19 protein-coding genes are annotated in these 19,350 nt (G+C 70.2%); 13 read left to right on the forward strand and 6 right to left on the reverse strand.

Annotated features, from left to right (window positions below; all coding sequences use genetic code 11):
- The first annotated feature begins 52 nt into the window (after window positions 1-52).
- The 3 genes from SLW52_RS18985 to SLW52_RS18995 all read left to right on the forward strand — a co-directional run bounded on the left by SLW52_RS18985 (window position 53) and on the right by SLW52_RS18995 (window position 3,790).
- Window positions 53-1,441: an FAD-binding oxidoreductase gene (locus SLW52_RS18985; RefSeq protein ID WP_295907352.1), complete on the forward strand. Its 1,389-nt coding sequence runs from the start codon at window positions 53-55 to the stop codon at window positions 1,439-1,441.
- 118 nt (window positions 1,442-1,559) lie between these two features.
- Entirely contained in the window at window positions 1,560-1,877 is a 318-nt protein-coding gene (locus SLW52_RS18990) for a DUF2388 domain-containing protein (RefSeq protein ID WP_010341821.1), read from the forward strand.
- A gap of 62 nt (window positions 1,878-1,939) precedes the next feature.
- A complete protein-coding gene (locus SLW52_RS18995; protein WP_295907350.1) occupies window positions 1,940-3,790 on the forward strand; it encodes a DUF4105 domain-containing protein in 1,851 nt (616 codons plus the stop codon).
- 318 nt (window positions 3,791-4,108) lie between these two features.
- Here SLW52_RS18995 and SLW52_RS19000 read toward each other — a convergent pair whose 3' ends face one another.
- The 6 genes from SLW52_RS19000 to SLW52_RS19025 form a co-directional block, all read right to left on the reverse strand.
- Window positions 4,109-4,540 carry a hypothetical protein gene (locus SLW52_RS19000; RefSeq protein ID WP_295907347.1) on the reverse strand — a complete coding sequence of 144 codons (432 nt, stop codon included), beginning with the start codon at window positions 4,538-4,540 and terminating at the stop codon, window positions 4,109-4,111.
- Between the two features lie 4 nt (window positions 4,541-4,544).
- Window positions 4,545-5,111, reverse strand: coding sequence for an elongation factor P-like protein YeiP (gene yeiP / locus SLW52_RS19005; RefSeq protein ID WP_267120930.1), 567 nt, complete (start codon window positions 5,109-5,111; stop codon window positions 4,545-4,547).
- A gap of 116 nt (window positions 5,112-5,227) precedes the next feature.
- On the reverse strand, window positions 5,228-5,998 hold the full coding sequence (locus tag SLW52_RS19010; protein ID WP_267084366.1) for an SDR family oxidoreductase: 771 nt from the start codon (window positions 5,996-5,998) through the stop codon (window positions 5,228-5,230).
- A gap of 112 nt (window positions 5,999-6,110) precedes the next feature.
- The gene (locus SLW52_RS19015; protein WP_017912212.1) at window positions 6,111-7,007 is read right to left on the reverse strand and encodes a hydroxymethylglutaryl-CoA lyase; all 897 of its coding nucleotides are present in this window, start codon (window positions 7,005-7,007) and stop codon (window positions 6,111-6,113) included.
- A gap of 144 nt (window positions 7,008-7,151) precedes the next feature.
- Entirely contained in the window at window positions 7,152-7,556 is a 405-nt protein-coding gene (locus SLW52_RS19020) for a VOC family protein (protein WP_267084367.1), read from the reverse strand.
- Entirely contained in the window at window positions 7,553-8,341 is a 789-nt protein-coding gene (locus tag SLW52_RS19025) for an enoyl-CoA hydratase-related protein (RefSeq protein ID WP_152237815.1), read from the reverse strand. Before SLW52_RS19025 ends, SLW52_RS19020 begins: the two co-directional genes overlap by 4 nt.
- Window positions 8,342-8,465: 124 nt before the next feature.
- Here SLW52_RS19025 and SLW52_RS19030 point away from each other — a divergent pair, with 124 nt between their 5' ends.
- The 10 genes from SLW52_RS19030 (at window position 8,466) to greA (ending at window position 19,348) form a co-directional block, all read left to right on the forward strand.
- Complete coding sequence (locus SLW52_RS19030) at window positions 8,466-8,717, forward strand: FeoA family protein (protein WP_026144392.1); 252 nt, start codon at window positions 8,466-8,468, stop codon at window positions 8,715-8,717.
- A complete protein-coding gene (feoB, locus tag SLW52_RS19035) occupies window positions 8,714-10,573 on the forward strand; it encodes a ferrous iron transport protein B (protein ID WP_209029170.1) in 1,860 nt (619 codons plus the stop codon). Before SLW52_RS19030 ends, feoB begins: the two co-directional genes overlap by 4 nt.
- Window position 10,574: 1 nt before the next feature.
- Window positions 10,575-10,829, forward strand: coding sequence for a DUF6587 family protein (locus tag SLW52_RS19040; RefSeq protein ID WP_148828380.1), 255 nt, complete (start codon window positions 10,575-10,577; stop codon window positions 10,827-10,829).
- Window positions 10,830-10,903: 74 nt separating this feature from the next.
- The gene (locus SLW52_RS19045; RefSeq protein ID WP_152245425.1) at window positions 10,904-12,112 is read left to right on the forward strand and encodes a PLP-dependent aminotransferase family protein; all 1,209 of its coding nucleotides are present in this window, start codon (window positions 10,904-10,906) and stop codon (window positions 12,110-12,112) included.
- A 20-nt stretch (window positions 12,113-12,132) separates the two neighbouring features.
- Entirely contained in the window at window positions 12,133-12,849 is a 717-nt protein-coding gene (locus tag SLW52_RS19050; RefSeq protein ID WP_153750902.1) for an MOSC domain-containing protein, read from the forward strand.
- Window positions 12,850-13,176: 327 nt separating this feature from the next.
- Window positions 13,177-13,893: a 4-hydroxy-tetrahydrodipicolinate reductase gene (dapB, locus tag SLW52_RS19055; protein ID WP_295935627.1), complete on the forward strand. Its 717-nt coding sequence runs from the start codon at window positions 13,177-13,179 to the stop codon at window positions 13,891-13,893.
- A 162-nt stretch (window positions 13,894-14,055) separates the two neighbouring features.
- Entirely contained in the window at window positions 14,056-15,180 is a 1,125-nt protein-coding gene (gene carA, locus SLW52_RS19060; protein ID WP_152237821.1) for a glutamine-hydrolyzing carbamoyl-phosphate synthase small subunit, read from the forward strand.
- Entirely contained in the window at window positions 15,180-15,623 is a 444-nt protein-coding gene (locus tag SLW52_RS19065; RefSeq protein WP_043091930.1) for a hypothetical protein, read from the forward strand. The genes carA and SLW52_RS19065 overlap by 1 nt, the downstream gene beginning before the upstream one ends.
- A gap of 9 nt (window positions 15,624-15,632) precedes the next feature.
- The gene (gene carB / locus SLW52_RS19070; RefSeq protein WP_017915611.1) at window positions 15,633-18,875 is read left to right on the forward strand and encodes a carbamoyl-phosphate synthase large subunit; all 3,243 of its coding nucleotides are present in this window, start codon (window positions 15,633-15,635) and stop codon (window positions 18,873-18,875) included.
- Between the two features lie 8 nt (window positions 18,876-18,883).
- Window positions 18,884-19,348: a transcription elongation factor GreA gene (gene greA, locus SLW52_RS19075; protein WP_026143501.1), complete on the forward strand. Its 465-nt coding sequence runs from the start codon at window positions 18,884-18,886 to the stop codon at window positions 19,346-19,348.
- Window positions 19,349-19,350 lie beyond the last annotated feature (2 nt).

Here is a 19,350-nt window from a genome sequence, read left to right on the forward strand (position 1 = left end):
TGCGCAACGCTGGCACGCTTGAACGATTGTCTACGCTTCGACCTCTCCACTTATGACCGACCCGCGCCTGGATGCCCTGGCCCTCGCCGTTCCCGGCCTGCGCCTGAAGACCGATCCCGCCGACCTCGAGCACTACGGTCGCGACTGGACCCGGCGCTGGACCCCGGCGCCGCTGGCGATCGCGCTGCCGGCGACGGTGGAGGAGGTGCAGGCGGTGCTGCGCTGGGCCAACGACCACGCGGTGGCGGTGGTGCCCTCCGGCGGTCGCACCGGCCTGTCCGGCGGCGCGGTGGCCGCGCACGGCGAACTGGTGCTGAGCCTGGAGCGGATGAACAAGGCGCTGGCCTTCGATCCGGTCGACCGCACCCTCACCGTGCAGGCCGGCATGCCGCTGGAAGCGGTGCACAACGCCGCGCGCGAGCACGGGCTGCTTTACCCGGTGGACTTCGCCGCGCGCGGGTCGTGCTCGATCGGCGGCAACATCGCCACCAATGCCGGCGGCATCCGCGTGATCCGCTACGGCAACACCCGCGAGTGGATCGCCGGGTTGAAGGTGGTCACCGGCAGCGGCGAATTGCTCGAGCTCAACCGCGGGTTGATCAAGAATTCCAGCGGCTACGATTTCCGCCAGTTGCTGATCGGCTCCGAAGGCACCCTCGGCATCGTGGTCGAAGCCACCCTGCGCCTCACCGATCCGCCGCCGCCGAGCAACGTGATGCTGCTGGCGCTGCCCTCGTTCGAGGTGCTGATGCAGGTGTTCGCCGCATTCCGCAGCCGGCTGCAGTTGGAGGCGTTCGAGTTCTTCACCGACCGTGCGCTGCAGCACGTGCTGGCGCACGGCGCGCAGGCGCCGTTCGACACCGTCTATCCGTACTACGTGGTCACCGAGTACGCCAGCGGCAACGAGGCGCAGGAGGCCGCGGCGCTGGCCGCGTTCGAGGCCTGCATGGAGCAGGGCTGGGTACTGGACGGGGTGATCAGCCAGAGCGAGGCGCAGGCCGCGCAGCTGTGGCGCCTGCGCGAAGGCATTACCGAGGCGGTGGCGCGTTACACCCCCTACAAGAACGACGTGTCGGTGCGGATCTCGGCGATGCCGGCGTTCCTTGCGCGGACCCAGGCGCTGCTCGGCGAGGCCTACCCGCAGTTCGAGGTGGTGTGGTTCGGCCACATCGGCGACGGCAACCTTCACATCAACGTGCTCAAGCCCGAGGCCACTGCGCCGGCGGATTTCATCGCCGCCTGCGAGCAGGTCACCAAGCTGCTGGCGCAGGTGCTGGCCGAGCACGGCGGCAGCATCTCCGCCGAGCACGGTATCGGCCTGGTCAAGAAACCCTACCTGGACAGCACCCGCGGCGCCGAGGAGATCGCGCTGATGCGCGCGGTGAAGCGCGTGTTCGATCCGTCCGGGCTGCTCAATCCGGGCAAGCTGTTCGACCCCTGAGTCCGGCCTAGCACCGCTGCCGCGCGGCCCGTTCAGGCGCTGCGCGGGGCGGACCGCTAGGCTATGCGGCGCGGCGCTGGCCGTCCCCTTTTTCACGATCCCGTTTGGAACGATTGCAATGACCCGAGTGACCGCGCGCTGCGCCCTGCTGTTCGCCCTGATCCTGCCCGCGTTCGCGCAGGCGTCCAGCTTCGCCGGCAGCTCCGCCGGTTCGGCCTCGGCCGGCTCGGCCGGCAGTTCGGCGTCCTCGGACAGCAGTTCCAACAACGACAAGGTGGTGCTGCAGGCGCGCGACGACGCGGCCGGCTTCGTCGCCAGCGCCGGCCGCATCCGCGGCGTGCAACTGGAAGCGGCGCTGCGCGTGCTACGCGAGCGCAACCCGCAGGCGCAACAGGCCAGCGATCTGGAACTGGCGCAGGCGATCCTGGCGCTGTGATCGCGCGCCGGCCACGGCGCCTGCGCGCGCGGTGGCTGGCGGTCCTGGCGCTGGCTGCTGCGATGCCCGCAGCGGCCGCGCCGCTCGCTGTCGATGAGACAGGGCTGAGTCCCGCCGAGCGCACGGCCAGCCAGGCCGTGCTGGCTGCGGCGCAGGCGCGGCTGCCGCCGGCCTGGACCGCGGCGCTGCCGGCAGGGCTGCCGCTGCAGTGGCGCGACGACCTCCCCGCACAGGTGCACGGGCGCGCGCAGGCCAAACGCCTGCTGTTGAACAAGCGCCTGCTGCGCGACTGGATGGCGGCGTCGGGGCGCGACACCGATCCGGTCGCCGACCCGGCACGGCGCCCGGCGCTGGCCGCCTTGCTGCACGAACTGGCGCACTTCTACGACCGCTCCGCGGCGGGGCGGCTGTCGTCCGATCCGCGCCTGCTGGATCTGGCCGGCTGGCAGGTCAGCCCGATGCGCTTGGGCCTGCGCCGTGGCCAGAACCGGTTCACCGAGCGCAGCCCGGATCGCTACGAATTGCAGTCGCCGGCCGAGTTCGTTGCGGTGAATCTCGAGCACTTCCTGCTCGATCCGGACTACGCCTGCCGGCGGCCGGCGCTGGCCCGCTACTTCGCCGCGCGCCTGGCATGGACGCCGCCGGCGAGCGCATGCGCGCCCGGCCAGGTGTTCGTGCAGGACCCGCTGGCCGACGCGGCCGCCTTGCTGCAGGTGGACCCGGCGCGGATTTACGCGGTGGACTACCTGCTGGCCGAAGGCAACGCGCAGCCGATGAGCCACTGGGGCCACAGCATGCTGCGCCTGGTGATCTGCGCGCCGGGGCGGCCGCTGGGGCCGGCATGCCGGCTGGACCTGGCCGAGCACCGGGTGCTGTCGTTCCGCGCCTTCGTCGACGACGTGCAGATTTCCAACCTGCGCGGGCTCACCGGCTCCTACCCGTCGCGGCTGTTCGTGCTGCCGCTGCGCCAGGTGGTGGACGACTACACCCAGGTGCAGTTGCGCGGCCTGCAGTCGCTGCCGCTGCGGCTGTCGCGCGAAGAGATCGCCGCGCTGCTGGAGCGTGCCGCGCAACTGCACTGGAGCTACGACGGCCGCTATTACTTCCTGAGCAACAACTGCGCGGTGGAGACCTACGCCTTGCTGCACGACGGCGTGCCGCGGCTGGCGGCCGCGCATCTGTCCGGGATCAGCCCGACCGGCCTGCGCCGGCGCCTGGTACGGGCCGGCATCGCCGATGCGTCGGTGTTCGACGACGCCGACGCAGCGGTGCGCGATGGCTACTTCTTCCCGGCGGCGAGCGCGCATTTTGCGCAGATGTTCGCGGTGGCGCGCGGCTCCCTGGCACTGCCGGCCCGCAATGCCGACGCGTGGCTGGACCTGCCGGCCGCGCAGCGCGCGCCGTGGCTTGAGCGCGGCGACCTGCGTGCCAGTGCCGCCTTGTTGCTGCTGGAGAACGCCGCCCGCCGCCGCGCCGAACAGCGTGGGCGCGATGCATTGAAGCGGCGCTATCTGGGCAAGCCGCTGCCGACCGCGGTGGCCGGTGCGGGCGATGCGGGTGCCGACACCCGTGACGCCGCCAGCGCGGTGCGTGCCGTGCTGGCCGAGCAGGGGCTACTGAGCCAACCGGCGAGCCTGCTGCAGGGGCAGCCGGGCTATGGCCTGCCGCAGGCGCAGGAACGTGCCTGGCTGCAGGTGCAGGGACAGGCGCGGATCGCGGCGCTGCACGACGACGGCGCCGCGCTGCAGACGCGCCTGCGCGGGTTGCTGCCGGCGCCGCTGCAGGCGGACCTGGCGCAGATCGATGCCAACCTGGCGACGCTGGGCGCACGCCTGCGCACGCTCAATCGCGAAGGCGGTGGACTGCAGTTGGATTCGCCGTCGCTGTTGCGGCAGCGTGGTGGGCAGCCGTAGCGCAGCGTGCGGGCTTGCGATGCGAGGCGATCGAAGGGAACTGGATCGTGCGTGCGGTTGACGGCGGCGCGGTGGCGGCGTGAGTCCGCAGCACCTGTGCGTCGCAGGCGCAGCCGTGTTCGCATGAAGGAAGACTGATAGCTCCATGGGTCGGGACTGAAGTCCCTCCCACAGAAACGCGGCGCAGCTTCCAACCCATTTATGTAGGGGCGGCTTCAGCCGCGACGAGCGAAGACGCGAAGCAGGCCGATGTCGACGGCCGTCAGGGCCGACGCCGATGCCCGCAAGGGCGCCACCTTGCCGGCCGGCAAGCCGTCATCACGGCAGCTCGAGACCCGCATCCTCGCCGTAGCGGCGCAGCCAGGCGTCGCGCGGCGGATCCTGGCGGTACTGCGCGCGCAGCGTCGCCCAAGTCTGTTCGTTGCCGTCGCAGTACTTGGCCATCGCCTGCTCCAGTTCGCGCCGCCGCGCCGCGTCGTAGGGCTCTTCGCCGGCGAAATGGGTGCAGGTGTCCTGGCGCGCGACGAAGGCGCGGATCGGCGCGGGCAGCGTGCAGAAACCGTCGTGGTGCTCGGGATCGACCGCGTCGGGAATCGTGCACGCGGGCTTGGGGGCGGCCGCCGTGGCCGGCGTCGCCGGCGCGGCGAGCGCCAGCACCGGCAAGACCAGCAGCAGGCCGAGGCAGGCGTGCCGCGGCGCATGCGCGGCGCTGCCTGTGCGGGAGACGTGGGTGACACTGCTCCCGCGCATGGGCTCAGTCGGCGCGACCGGCGAACTCGCCGGTGGTGGTATTGACCAGCACGCGCTCGCCGTTGCCGATGTACTCCGGCACCATGATCTCGATCCCGGTGTTGAGCTTGGCCGGCTTCGGGCGCTTGGTGGCGGTGCCGCCCTTGAGCTCAGGCGGGGTCTCGATCACTTCCAGGGTCACGCTCTGCGGCAACTGGATCGCCACCGGCTGGTCGTCGATGACCTGCACGTAGATGCCGCTGAGGCCGTCGGTGATGTAACCCGCATCGGTGCCGATCGCATCGGCGTCCAGGGTGTAGGGGGTGTAGTCCTCGTCGTCGAGGAACACGAAGGCGTCGCCGTCCTTGTACGAGAAGGTGGACTGGCGGCGCATCAGCTCGACTTCGCGCAGGTCGTCGTCGCCGTCGAAGCTGGCATCGAGCTTGTTGCCGCCCGGCACGCTGTACATCACGAAGCGGAAGCGCACGTTGCCGCCGCGGCCCTGCGGCGAGCTGCGCTCGATGTCGCGGATCTGGTACACGCCGTTGTTGTACTCGACGACGTTGCCTTTCTTGATTTCGTTGGCTTTCATGAGGGCTGGGAATCGGGAATGGGGAATAGGGAATCGGAACAGGGTCAAGCAGGCGGAGAGGATCAGCGGAAGGGAAACGCCGTTGCGATTCCCCATTCCCGATTCTCCATTCCCCGCTACTTCGGCGCCAACCGCACCGCGCCGTCGAGGCGGATGGTTTCGCCGTTGAGGTAGCGGTTGCGCAGCAGGAACATCACCGTGTCGGCGAATTCGTCCGGGCGGCCGAGACGCGAAGGATACGGGATCGCCGCGGCCAGCGACTGCTGCACGGCCTCGGGCATGCCGTCGACCATCGGCGTCCAGAAGATGCCCGGGGCGATGGTGTTGACGCGGATGCCGAAGCGCGCCAGTTCGCGCGCCATCGGCAGGGTCATCGCCACCACGCCACCCTTGGAGGCGGCGTAGGCGGCCTGGCCGATCTGGCCTTCGTAGGCGGCGACGCTGGCGGTGTTGACGATCACGCCGCGCTCGCCGTCCTCGCCCGGGGCGTTGTGCTGCATCAGGTCGGCGGCGGCCTTGGCGACGTTGAAGCTGCCGACCAGGTTGACCATCACCGTGCCCTGGAAGGTGGCCAGCGGCATCGGCGCCTCCTTGCCCAGTACGCGGCCGGCGCCGAGGATGCCGGCGCAGTTGATCGCGGCATTGAGGCCGCCGAGGAAGCCTTGCGCTGCGCCGAGCTGCGCGGCCACCTGGACCTCGTCGCTGACGTCGGTGCGCAGGTAGCAGGCACGGTCCGCGCCCAGGGCGGCGACCGCGGCCGCACCCTTGTCGTCGTTCAGGTCGAACAGCGCGACCTTGCCGCCTTCGGCGACGATGCGTTGCGCCACCGCCAGGCCGAGGCCGGACACGCCGCCGGTGACCACCGCTTTCAGATCGGCAAGCTGCATGGATGTTCCCTCCCAGGAAAACGCCCAGTTTAGAGGCTGCCGCCCCATCGCGGCGAGATCGGCGACGGGCCGCGGCGTGCAGGTCCGTCGCCGGGTAAGGAACTGCCGCGGCTCAGCCCTCGGCGGCCAGCGCCTGGCCGACCTTGCTGCCGGTCGGCCGGCCCAGTTTCTGCGCCAGCCAGCGGCCGGTCGCGGCCAGCGCGGGCAGGTCGATCCCGGTCTCCACGCCATTGCCGTGCAGCAGGTAGACCACGTCCTCGCTGGCCACGTTGCCACTGGCACCCTTGGCATATGGGCAGCCGCCGGCGCCGGACACCGCGGCATCGACCACGCGCACGCCTTCTTCCAGGCAGGCGGCGATGTTGGCCAGGGCCTGGCCGTAGGTGTCGTGGAAGTGCACCGCCAATGCGTCCATCGGCACCACGGCGGCGACCGCGCGCAGCATCGCCCGCGCCTTGCCTGGCGTGCCCACGCCGATGGTGTCGCCCAGCGAGATCTCGTAGCAGCCCATCGCATGCAGCCGCTGCGCCACCCGCACCACGTCGGCCAGGGGGACGTCGCCCTGGTAGGGGCAGCCGAGCACGGTGGACACGTAGCCGCGGACCTTGACCCCGTCCGCCGCCGCGCGCTCCAGCACCGGCGCGAAGCGCGCCAGCGATTCGTCGATGCCGGCATTGGTATTGGTGCGGTTGAACGTCTCCGAGGCGGCGGTGAACACGGCCACCTCGCGCACGCCGACCGCGGCCGCGCGTTCGTAGCCCTGCAGGTTCGGCACCAGCACCGGATAGTCCACGCCCGGCACCTGCGCGATGCCGGCGTAGACCTCGGCCGCATCGGCCAGCTGCGGGACCCATTTCGGGCTGACGAAGCTGGTCGCCTCGATGCTGCGCAGGCCGGTGCGCCCCAGCCGCGCGATCAGCTCGATCTTGTCTTCCGTGGCGACCCAGGCCTTCTCGTTCTGCAGGCCGTCGCGCGGGCCGACTTCGACGATGCGCACGCGGTCGCTCATTCGCGGGATTCCTGCGCGGTTGGCCGGGCGCTGCGCACGAAGCGGGAAGCAAAGAGGGTCATGGGATTCCTGATGAAGAGATGCGGTGAAGCAGTGGCAGGCATGGCTGGCGCCAGGTGCGCTGGCGCAACGCGGTAGCGCGGATCAGGCCGCTGCCGGGCGGTGGCAGACCGCTTCGATGTTGTGGCCGTCCGGATCCAGCAGGAACGCGCCGTAGTAGTCGGGGTGATAGTGCGGGCGCAGGCCCGGTGCGCCGTGGTCGCGGCCGCCGGCGGCCAGGCCGGCGCGATGGAACGCGTCCACCTGCGCGCGGCTGGCGGCGACGAAGGCCACGTGCACGCCATTGTCGCCGGCGTCGCGGCCGCCGTCGGCGATCCAGAAGCTGGGCTTGCCGTCGCGTCCGAAACCGACGTGGCGCTGGCCGCCGCTTTCCTCGGCGCTCACCTGCATCACCACGTCCAGCTCCAGCGCGGCCAGGGCGGCGCGGTAGAAGGTCAGGCTGCGGTCGAGGTCGCTGCAGCGCAGGCCGAGATGGTCGATCGGGTTCATGGACTAGCCCTCCAGGCCGGTTCGCGTTTCTCCAGGAACGCATTCAGTCCTTCCTGGCCTTCGGCCGAGACCCGCAATTGCGCGATCAGGGCGGCGTTGGCCTGGTCCAGCGCATCGCGCTCGCCGCCGGCCGCGACCCGCCGCACCAGGGCCTTGGCGCCGGCGGCGGCCAGCGGCCCGGCCTGGCCGAGCAGGGCGACCTGGCGTTGCACCGCCGCGTCCAGCGCCTCCGGCGCCACCGCCTGGTGGACCAGGCCGATCTGCGCCGCGGTGGCGGCGTCGAAGGTTTCCGCGCTGGCGAACCAACGCCGCGCCTGGCGCGCGCCGATCGCCGCGATCACGTACGGCGAGATCACCGCCGGCAGCAGGCCCAGCCGGCTTTCGCTGAGCGCGAAGCGCGCATCGGTGGCGGCCACGGCGATGTCGCAACAGGCGACCAGGCCCACCGCGCCACCGAACGCCGCGCCTTGCACCCGCGCCACCGTGGGCTTGGGCAGTTCGTCCAGCAGACGCATCAGCCGCGCCAGGGCCAGCGCATCGTCCAGGTTCTCCTGTTCGCCGGCGCCGGCCATCGAGCGCATCCACTGCAGGTCGGCACCGGCCGAGAACGCCGCGCCGGCACCGGCCAGCACCAGTACCTGCACCTGCGGATCGGCGCCGATCTGCAGCAGGGCGTCGCTGAGCTGGACGATCAGCGCGGCGTCGAAGGCGTTGCGGACCTCGGGTCGGTTCAACTGCAGGGTCAGGACCTTGCCGGATCGTTGCAACAACAGGGCATCGCTCATCGAACACGCTCGTACAAAGGGAAAACGGCAGCCATACGGCGATCATAGCCGGCCGTGCCGGTCCCGCCATGACGCGCCGCGGCGATGCTACAATTGATAACCATTCTTATCGACGGAACGTGCTGTGACGTTGTCCGACATGCCGTTGCGCAGCAGCGCCCTCGTGGAATCCGTGCACGACCGCCAGGCCAACGACGCCATCGCCCGGCGTCTGCGCGAGCTGGGCTTCGTCGCCGGCGAACAGGTGCAGGTGCTGGCCAGCGGGCCGATCGGTGGCGAACCGCTGCTGGTGCAGGTGGGGTATACGCGCTTCGCGCTGCGGCGCAGCGAGGCGGCACGGGTGCAGGTCAGCGCGCTGGACGAGGTGCGCTCGTGAGCGCGGTGGCCGCGCCGCTGCGCCTGGCCCTGGTCGGCAACCCGAACTGCGGCAAGACCGCGCTGTTCAACCAGTTGACCGGCAGCAAGCAGAAGGTCGCCAACTACGCCGGCGTCACCGTCGAGCGCAAGGAGGGCCGCTTCCGCGCGCCGTCCGGGCGCGAGTTCGCGGTGCTGGATCTGCCCGGCGCCTACAGCCTGCAGCCGGCCAGCCTGGACGAGGCGATCACCCGCGACCTGTGCCGCGGCTTCTACCCGGGCGAACCGGCGCCGGACGTGCTGGTCTGCGTGGTCGACGCCACCAACCTGCGCCTGCACCTGCGCTTCGCGCTGGAACTGCGCGAGCTGGGCAAGCCGATGCTGGTGGCCTTGAACATGGTCGACGCGGCGCAGCGCCGCGGTATCCAGATCGACCGCCAGGCGCTGGAACAGGCGCTGGGCGTGCCGGTGATCGAGACCGTGGCGGTGCGCCGCAACGGCGCCCGCGCCCTGGTCGAGCGGCTGGACGCGCTGGCGCCGGCACTGCCGCCCGCGGTGGCGCCGAGCGAAGGGCAGGGCGACTACCACCAGCAGGTGCGCGCGATCCTGGCGGCGGCGGTGTCGATGCCGACCCGCACCTCGCGCGTCGACGACGCGCTGGACCGTTGGCTGCTGCATCCGGTGGCCGGCCTGCTGACCCTGGCGGTGGTGATGTTCCTGATCTTCCAGGCGGTGTACGCCTGGGCGGCGCCGCTGATGGACCTGATCGATGGCGGCACCAAGGCGTTGGGCGCCTGGATCGGCGGAACCCTGCCGGAGGGGCCGCTGAACAGCCTGCTGGTGGACGGCATCATCGCCGGCCTCGGCGGGGTGGTGGTGTTCCTGCCGCAGATCCTGATCCTGTTCGCCTTCATCCTGGCGCTGGAGGAATCCGGCTACCTACCGCGTGCGGCGTTCCTGCTCGACCGCATGATGGCCGCCGCCGGCCTGTCCGGGCGCTCGTTCATCCCGCTGCTGTCCAGTTTCGCTTGCGCCGTGCCCGGCATCATGTCCACCCGCAGCATCCAGGATCCGCGCGATCGCCTGGCGACCATCCTGGTGGCGCCGCTGATGACCTGTTCGGCGCGCCTGCCGGTGTACGCGCTGCTGATCGGCGCGTTCATCCCGCAGCGGCAGGTGTGGGGCGTGTTCAACCAGCAGGGGCTGGTGCTGTTCGGCCTGTACTTCGCCGCCATCGCCAGTGCGCTGGTGGTGTCGTGGACGATGAAGAAGTGGCGCCGCGACAAGGGCGAGCATCCGCTGCTGCTGGAGTTGCCGTCCTATCGCGTGCCGCACCTGCGCGACCTGGCGCTGGGCCTGTGGGAGCGCGCGGCGATCTTCCTCAAGCGCGTCGGCGGCATCATCCTGGCGCTGACCATCCTGCTGTGGTTCCTGCTGTCGTTCCCGGCGCCGCCGGCCGACGCCACCCTGCCGGCGATCGACTACAGCTTCGCCGGCCGCATCGGCCACGCCATGACCACCGTGTTCTCGCCGCTGGGCTTCAACTGGCAGATCTGCATCGCGCTGATCCCCGGGCTGGCCGCGCGCGAGGTGGCGGTGTCCTCGCTGGCGACGGTCTACGCGCTGTCGGCGGCCGACGACGATGCCGCCGCGCAGGCGCTGTCGCCGCTGATCCACGACGGCTGGTCGCTGGCCACCGCGCTGTCGCTGCTGGTCTGGTACATCTACGCGCCGATGTGCATTTCCACCCTGGCCACGATCAAGCGCGAGACCAATTCGTGGAAGCAGATGAGCTTCGCCGCGTTCTACCTGTTCGCGCTGGCGTATCTGGCCTCGCTGGTCACCTACCAGGTTGCGGTGGCGCTGGGAGCCGGCTGAGATGAGCGCCTCGCTGCTGCTGCAGTACCTGGTGATCGCGCTGGCGGTACTGGTCAGCGCCTGGGTGGTGTTGAAGAAGCAGTTCCCGGGCACCGCGCGCAAGCTGCGCGGCGCGCTCGCACTACGCCTGCTCAAGCCCGGCCGGGCGGCCTGGCTGCAGGCGCTGGGGCGGCGCATCGCACCGCCGGCCAGCGCCGGTGCGGGCGCCTGTGGCGGCTGCGACAGCTGCGGGCCGACGCCGCCGCGGCGGCACTGAGTCGCGTCGCCCGTTGCTGGCCGGCGCATCGCTTGTGCGCCGCACATGCGCGTCGCGATGGCGGCGACTATCCTATGCCGATGACCAGCCCATTCCAGTTCTCCCGCCGTGCGCAGGCGCTGACCAGTTCGGCGATCCGCGAAATCCTCAAGGTCACCGAACGGCCTGAAGTGATCTCCTTCGCCGGCGGCCTGCCGTCGCCGGACACGTTCCCGGTCGAGCGCATGCGCGAGGCCTGCGACAAGGTGCTGCGCGACGCGCCACAGGCGGCGCTGCAGTACGGCCCGACCGAAGGCTATCTGTTGCTACGCGAATGGGTGGCGGCGCGGCTGAGCCGCGACGGCGCCCACATCCGTCCCAGCCAGGTGCTGATCACCACCGGTTCGCAGCAGGGCCTGGACCTGCTCGGCAAGGTGTTCATCGACGAAGGCAGCAAGGTGCTGGTGGAAACGCCCAGCTATCTTGGCGCGCTGCAGGCGTTCTCGCTGTTCCAGCCGGCGTTCGCGGCGATGCAGTCGGACGACGACGGCGTGGTGGTGGACGCGCTGGACGATGCGCAGTTGGCCGGCGCGCGCTTCATGTACGTGCTGCCGAACTTCCAGAATCCGACCGGGCGGCGCCTGCCGCTGCACCGCCGCCAGGCATTGGTCGCGCGTGCGGCCGCAGCCGGCGTGCCCATCGTCGAGGACGATCCCTATGGCGAGCTGTGCTACAGCGGCGATACGCTGCCGAGCCTGCTGTCGATGAACCCGGACGGCGCCATCTACATGGGCTCGTTCTCCAAGGTGTTCGCGCCGGGCCTGCGCCTGGGCTATGTGGTCGCGCCGGAGGCCGTGCACGCCAAGCTGGTGCAGGCCAAGCAGGCGGCGGATCTGCACACGCCCTCGTTCAGCCAGCGCATCGTCTACGAGGCGGTGCAGGACGGGTTCCTGGATGCGCATATTCCCGGCATCCGTGCGCTGTACGCCAGCCGTTGCGAGCAGATGCTGGCGGCCCTGGCCAAGTACTTCCCGGCGCAGGTGCGCTGGAACCGCCCGGCCGGCGGCATGTTCATCTGGGTCGAACTGCCGGAGGGCATGGACGGCGGCGCGCTGCTGAGCAAGGCGATCGAGCGCAACGTGGCCTTCGTGCCGGGCGCGCCGTTCTTCGCGGTCGCGCCGCAGCGCAATACCTTGCGGCTGTCGTTCGTGACCGTGCCGGCCGAACGCATCGAGACCGGCGTGCGCATCCTCGGTGCGCTGCTGCAGGACGAGGTCGCTGCGCACCGGCGGGCGACGGCCTGAGTCCGGCGTCGCCTCCGTCGATGACGTCGTCCGATGCCGCCGTCGCGTCCTGGACCATCGACGCGGTCCTGGTCGGCCGCGCGCAGGCGTTCACCCGCCCGGGCAGCCGCAGCGCGATCGACAAGCGGCCCCAGGACGGACGCCTGCGCATCGGCCCGGAGGGGCTGGAGCTGGACGAGCAGGGCGACCGCCGCGTGCATGGCGGCCCCGACAAGGCCTTGCACCATTACCCGCGCGATCACTACCCGGCCTGGCGCGAGGAACTCGGCGCACATGCCTTGCTGGACGCGCCGGGCGCGTTCGGCGAGAACCTCAGCAGTAGCGGGGTGACCGAAGCCGACCTGTGCCTGGGCGATCGCCTGCGCCTGGGCACGTCCCTGGTCGAGGTGTCGCAGTCGCGGCAGCCGTGCTGGAAGCTGTCCGACCGGTTCGGCGTGGCCGCGCTGGCGCGGCGCGTGCAGGACAGTGGCCGTACCGGCTGGTACTACCGTGTGCTGCAGCCCGGCGAGGTCGCCGCCGGTGACAGTCTGGTGCTGCTGGAGCGTCCGTATCCGCAGTGGCCGCTGGCACGCCTGGTCGGCCTGCTGTACCGGCGCGAGATCGACCCGGCGCAACTGCAGGAGGTGCTGGCGCTGCCGCTGGTGCCGAACTGGCGCACCCTGTTCGAGCGGCGCCTGGCGCAGCGTGCGGTGGAGGACTGGGACAAGCGCTTGTTGGGGCAGGCGGCGGCCGAGTAGGGCGGTTGATCGATCCGGCGAGCGTGCTCCCCTCTTGGCGGTAGCGGTGGCGTCGACAGGTGCATGCCCGATTGGGTGGGTGCAACGCGTCGGGGCTGAAGTCCCTCCCGCAGGTGGTGTCTGATCGGCTGCGATGTCTCTTGGCAGGTGCCGGGTGCCTCGCCCGGCGGCTTTTTTGTCGCTTCCAGTGCCGCCACGCCCCTGTGGGAGGGACTTCAGCCCCGACGAGGGAAGCATCGCCACGTCCGAGGTGGCGCGTGGGACGCTTGCGTCTCGGGCGCGCGCGCCCTCTGTCGCACCCGCGCGCAAACCGCTAGCCTTGTGCCGATGACGACTTCTCCGCTGCGTGTGTTGATCCATGGTGCGTCCGGCCGGATGGGCCAGGCGTTGTTGCGGCTGGCCGCGCAGGACCCGGCGCTGCAAGTGGTGGCCGCGGTGGTGCGGCGCGCGCCGGCACAGCGGGTGATCGACGGCGTGCCGTACTTCGCCGCGGCCGAGCTGGGCGGCGTGCCGGCCTTCGACGTGGCGATCGATTTCAGCCTGCCGCAGGGCTTCGACCCGGTGCTGGTCCTGTGCACCGGGCGCGGTGCGGCGCTGGTGTCTGGCACCACCGGACTGGAGGACGCGCAGCGGCAGGCGCTGGCCGCTGCGGCCGAACGCATTCCGCTGATCTGGGCCTCGAACTTCAGCCTGGGCGTGGCGGTGCTGCACGATCTGGTCGAGCGCGCCGCCGCGGCGCTGCCGGGCTGGGACTGCGACATCGTCGAATCCCACCACGTGCACAAGCAGGACGCGCCCTCCGGCACCGCGCTCACCCTCGGCGACGCGGCCGCGCACGGCGGCGCGACCCCGCGCTACGCCAGCCTGCGTGCCGGCGACATCGTCGGCGAACACCTGGTGCAGTTCGCCGGACTCGGCGAGCGGGTCGAACTGGTGCACCGCGCCAGCAACCGCGACATCTTCGCCCGCGGCGCGTTGCATGCCGCCGCGCGCCTGCCGGGGCGTGCGCCCGGGGCCTATCGGCTGCGCGACCTGCTCGGCTGAACGCGGTTTTCACATAAACGGCTGGCGCGGACCGCCCCGCGCCGGTACAATTCTCGCTCGCCTGTTACCCATCGCCACGGACCCGGAGAAGCGCCGAGTTCGCGGTTTCTTGCAGCCTGCAAGTTGGTGGGGCAGGGTTCCTCTCTCCCCAAGGCGAACCCCGTGACTCAACCCGCAATCCTTGTCCTTGAAGACGGCACCGTGTTCGAGGGCGAATCCGTAGGCGCTGCCGGCCTGTCCGTCGGCGAAGTGGTGTTCAACACCGCCATGACCGGCTACCAGGAGATCCTCACCGATCCCTCCTACGCCCGCCAACTGGTCACGCTGACGTATCCGCATATCGGCAACACCGGCTGCACCGACCAGGACGACGAGGCCGCCCAGGTCTGGTCGGCCGGCCTGATCGTGCGCGACGTGCCGCGCCGCCCCAGCAACTGGCGCAACCAGGTGGCGCTGCCGGACTGGCTGATCCAGCGCGGCGTGGTCGCCATCGCCGGCATCGACACCCGCAAGCTGACCCGCATCCTGCGCGAGAAGGGCTCGCAGAACGGCGCGCTGATGGCCGGCGAGGTGAACGTGGACACCGCGCTGGAAGCGGCGCGCAAGTTCCCGGGGTTGAAGGGCATGGATCTGGCCAAGGTGGTCTCCACCGACAAGTCCTATCCCTGGCGCGACGGCCAGCTCGACCTGGACAGCAACGCCTTCGTCACGGCCGAGCCCAAGTTCAAGGTCGTCGCCTACGACTACGGGGTCAAGCACAACATCCTGCGCATGCTCGCCGAGCGCGGCTGCGAGGTGACCGTGGTGCCGGCGCAGACGCCGGTCGCCGAGGTGCTGGCGATGAACCCGCACGGCGTGTTCCTGTCCAACGGCCCCGGCGACCCGGCGCCGTGCGACTACGCGATCGCCGCGATCAAGGAACTGCTGGCGCGCAAGATCCCGACCTTCGGCATCTGCCTGGGCCACCAGCTGCTGGCGCTGGCCGCCGGCGCGCAGACCCTGAAGATGGGCCACGGCCACCACGGCGCCAACCATCCGGTGCAGGATCTGGACAGCGGCCGGGTGATGATCACCTCGCAGAACCACGGTTTCGCGGTGGACGAGGCGACGCTGCCGGCCAACGTGCGCGTCACCCATCGCTCGCTGTTCGATGGCAGCAACCAGGGCATTGCGCTCACCGACGCGCCGGCCTTCAGCTTCCAGGGCCACCCCGAAGCGTCGCCGGGTCCACGCGACGTGGCGCCGCTGTTCGATCGCTTCACCGCGCTGATGGCGGCCGCCGCCTGATGGCCGCAGCGCCGGCCATGCCGTCGCCGACCCGCCGCTGGCGGTGGCCGGCCACGGCGTTGCTGGTGCTCGCCGCGTATCCGGCCTTCGTGCTGGGCGCGGTGTATCCGCAGTGGCTCAGCGCCGGCTTGCCGGGCGGACGCGACGGCCCGGCCGATGCGTACCGCCACAGCCTGGCCAGCGCCGTGGTCGCCTACACCCTGTCGCCGCGCTGCGTGGACTGGGTCACGGCGGTCATGGAGCGCGACGGCCACGGCAACGCCAGCCGGGCGATGGACGCCCACAACAACCGGATCGGCGCGCGCATCGGCGCCACCGCCAGCAGTTGGGCCGCGATGCAGCGCGAGGTTCGCGCCGCGGTCGACCATGGCGCGATCGATGCGCGTTCGCCCGATCAGATCACCTGGCGCGCCCCCGCGGCGTGGCAGGACCGCCTCTACTGAGAATCCCCCATGCCCAAGCGCACCGACCTCCAAACCATCCTCATCATCGGCGCCGGCCCGATCGTCATCGGCCAGGCCTGCGAGTTCGACTACTCCGGCGCGCAGGCGTGCAAGGCGCTGCGCGACGAGGGCTACCGCGTGGTGCTGGTCAACAGCAACCCGGCCACGATCATGACCGACCCGAACATGGCCGATGCCGTGTACATCGAGCCGATCAACTGGCAGACGGTCGAGAAGATCATTGCCAAGGAAAAGCCCGACGCGCTGCTGCCGACCATGGGTGGGCAGACCGCGCTGAACTGCGCGCTGGACCTGGCCGACCACGGCGTGCTGGAGAAGTACGGCGTCGAACTGATCGGCGCCAAGCGCGAGGCTATCCGCATGGCCGAGGACCGCGAGCTGTTCCGCGTGGCGATGGGCGAGATCGGCCTGGAGTGCCCCAAGGCTGCGGTGGCGCATACCCTGGAAGAGGCGCTGGAGATTCAGGCCACGGTCGGCTATCCGACCATCATCCGCCCCAGCTTCACCCTCGGCGGCAGCGGCGGCGGCATCGCCTACAACCGCGAAGAGCTGATCGAGATCGTCGGCCGCGGCCTGGAACTGTCGCCGACCAGCGAAGTGCTGGTCGAGGAGTCGGTGCTGGGCTGGAAGGAGTTCGAGATGGAAGTGGTCCGCGACACCGCGGACAACTGCATCATCGTCTGCTCGATCGAGAACCTGGACCCGATGGGCGTGCACACCGGCGACTCGATCACCGTGGCCCCGGCGCAGACCCTCACCGACAAGGAATACCAGCGCCTGCGCGATGCCTCCATCGCCGTGCTGCGCAAGATCGGCGTGGACACCGGCGGCTCCAACGTGCAGTTCGGCATCAACGCGCAGACCGGCCGCGTGGTGGTGATCGAGATGAACCCGCGCGTGTCGCGCTCCTCGGCGCTGGCCTCCAAGGCCACCGGCTTCCCGATCGCCAAGGTCGCGGCCAAGCTGGCGGTGGGCTACACCCTGGACGAACTGAAGAACGAGATCACCGGCGGGCTGACCCCGGCCTCGTTCGAGCCGTCGATCGACTACGTGGTCACCAAGATCCCGCGCTTCGCCTTCGAGAAGTTCCCGCAGGCCGACGCGCGCCTGACCACGCAGATGAAGTCGGTGGGCGAGGTGATGGCGATGGGCCGCACCTTCTCCGAATCGCTGCAGAAGGCGCTGCGCGGCCTGGAGACCGGCAAGATCGGGCTGGACCCGACCGGGCTGGACCTGAGCAGCGAGGACGACCTGGCCACGCTCAAGCGCGAGCTGAAGGCGCCCGGTCCGGAGCGCTTGTTCTACGTCGCCGACGCCTTCCGCGCCGGCATGAGCGTGGAGCAGGTGCACGCGCTGTCGTTCATCGATCCCTGGTTCCTGGACCAGATGGAAGACCTGATCGCGCAGGAAGCGCAGCTGGCTGCCGACGGCCTCGGCGCGCTGGACGCCAAGCGCCTGCGCACGCTCAAGCGCGCCGGCTTCTCCGATGCGCGTCTGGCCGAGCTGTGCGGCACCAACGAGGCCGCGGTGCGCGCGCTGCGCCGCGCGCACAAGGTGCGCCCGGTGTACAAGCGCGTTGACTCGTGCGCGGCGGAGTTCGCCACCAGCACCGCCTACCTGTACTCGACCTACGAGGACGAGTGCGAGGCCGCGCCCAGCAATCGCGACAAGATCATGATCCTCGGCGGCGGCCCCAACCGCATCGGCCAGGGCATCGAGTTCGACTACTGCTGCGTGCACGCGGCGCTGGCGCTGCGCGAGGACGGCTACGAGACCATCATGGTCAACTGCAATCCGGAGACCGTGTCCACCGACTACGACACCTCCGATCGCCTGTACTTCGAGCCGCTGACCCTGGAAGACGTGCTGGAGATCGTCGAGCTGGAGCAGCCCAAGGGCGTGATCGTGCAGTACGGCGGGCAGACCCCGCTGAAGCTGGCGCGCGCGCTGGAAGCCAACGGCGTGCCGGTGATCGGCACCTCGCCGGACTCGATCGACCTGGCCGAGGACCGCGAGCGCTTCCAGCAGCTGGTCGACAAGCTGGGCCTGAAGCAGCCGCCGAACCGTATCGCCCGCAACGCCGACGAGGCGCTGGTGCTGGCGCGCGAGATCGGCTATCCGCTGGTGGTGCGCCCGAGCTACGTGCTCGGCGGCCGCGCCATGGAGATCGTTTACGGCGAATCCGACCTGGCGCGCTACGTGCGCGACGCAGTCAAGGTCTCCAACGATTCGCCGGTGCTGCTGGATCGCTTCCTCGACAACGCGGTGGAAGTGGACGTGGACATCATCGCCGACCATAGCGGCCAGGTGCTGATCGGCGGCGTGATGGAGCACATCGAGGAAGCCGGCGTGCACTCGGGCGATTCGTCCTGCTCGCTGCCGCCGTACTCGCTGTCGCCGGCCACCCAGACCGAGCTGCGCCGCCAGGTGGTCGAACTGGCCAAGGCGCTGAACGTGGTCGGGCTGATGAACACCCAGTTCGCGGTGCAGGTCAACGATGCCGGCGACGACATCGTCTACCTGCTGGAAGTGAACCCGCGCGCCTCGCGCACCGTGCCGTTCGTGTCCAAGGCGATCGGCGTGCCGCTGGCCAAGATCGCCGCGCGCTGCATGGCCGGCAAGACCCTGGCCGAGCAGGGCGCGCTGAAGGAGATTGTGCCCGACTATTACTCGGTGAAGGAGGCGATCTTCCCGTTCGCCAAGTTCCAGGGCGTCGATCCGATCCTCGGCCCGGAGATGCGCTCCACCGGCGAGGTGATGGGCGTGGGTCGCAGCTTCGGCGCAGCGTTCGCGCGTGCGCAGGAAGCCGGCGGCATCAAGGCGCCGCCGCTGGGCAAGGCCTTCGTGTCGGTACGCGATCCGGACAAGCAGCGCGTGCTGCCGGTGGCGCAGGCGCTGGTCGAGCGCGGCTACACCCTGGTCGCCACCCGCGGCACCTGCGCCTGGCTGCAGCAGCACGGCCTGCAGTGCGAGCAGGTGAACAAGGTCGCCGAGGGCCGCCCGCACATCGTCGATCTGATCAAGAACGGCGAAATCGTGTATATCGTCAACACCACCGAGGGCCGGGCGGCGATCTCCGACTCGTTCTCGATCCGTCGCGAAGCCCTGCAGCATCGCGTCACTTATTCGACCACAGTCGCCGGCGCGCGTGCGCTGGTGCATTCACTGGAATTCCGCGGCACCGGTCCGGTCTGGGCGCTGCAGGAACTGCACAAGGAGCTGGAAGCGTGAGAGCCCCGATCACCATGCAAGGCGCGCAGCGGTTGCGCGAGGAACTGGATCACCTGAAGTCGGTCAAGCGTCCCGAGGTCATCACCGCGATCGCCGAGGCGCGCGCGCACGGCGACCTCAAGGAGAACGCCGAGTACCACGCCGCGCGCGAACAGCAGGGCTTCATCGAAGGCCGCATCAAGCAGCTGGAAAGCGAGCTGTCGCACGCCGAGGTCATCGACGTCAGCAAGCTGGCGGTCGGCAGCAAGGTGGTGTTCGGCGCCACCGTGACCCTGGCCGATGTGGAGACCGACGAAGAGAAGCGCTACCAGCTGGTCGGCGACCTCGAAGCGGACATCAAGCTCGGCCTGATCGCGATTTCCTCGCCGCTGGCGCGTGCGCTGATCGGCAAGATGGAAGGCGACAGCGTCAGCATCGATGCCCCGGCCGGACGCCGCGAGTACGAGATCGTCAGCGTCGCCTACGTCGGCTGATC

The organism is Xanthomonas sp. LF02-5, from assembly GCF_034105325.1.
Classification (GTDB): Bacteria; Pseudomonadota; Gammaproteobacteria; order Xanthomonadales; family Xanthomonadaceae; genus Xanthomonas_A; species Xanthomonas_A sontii.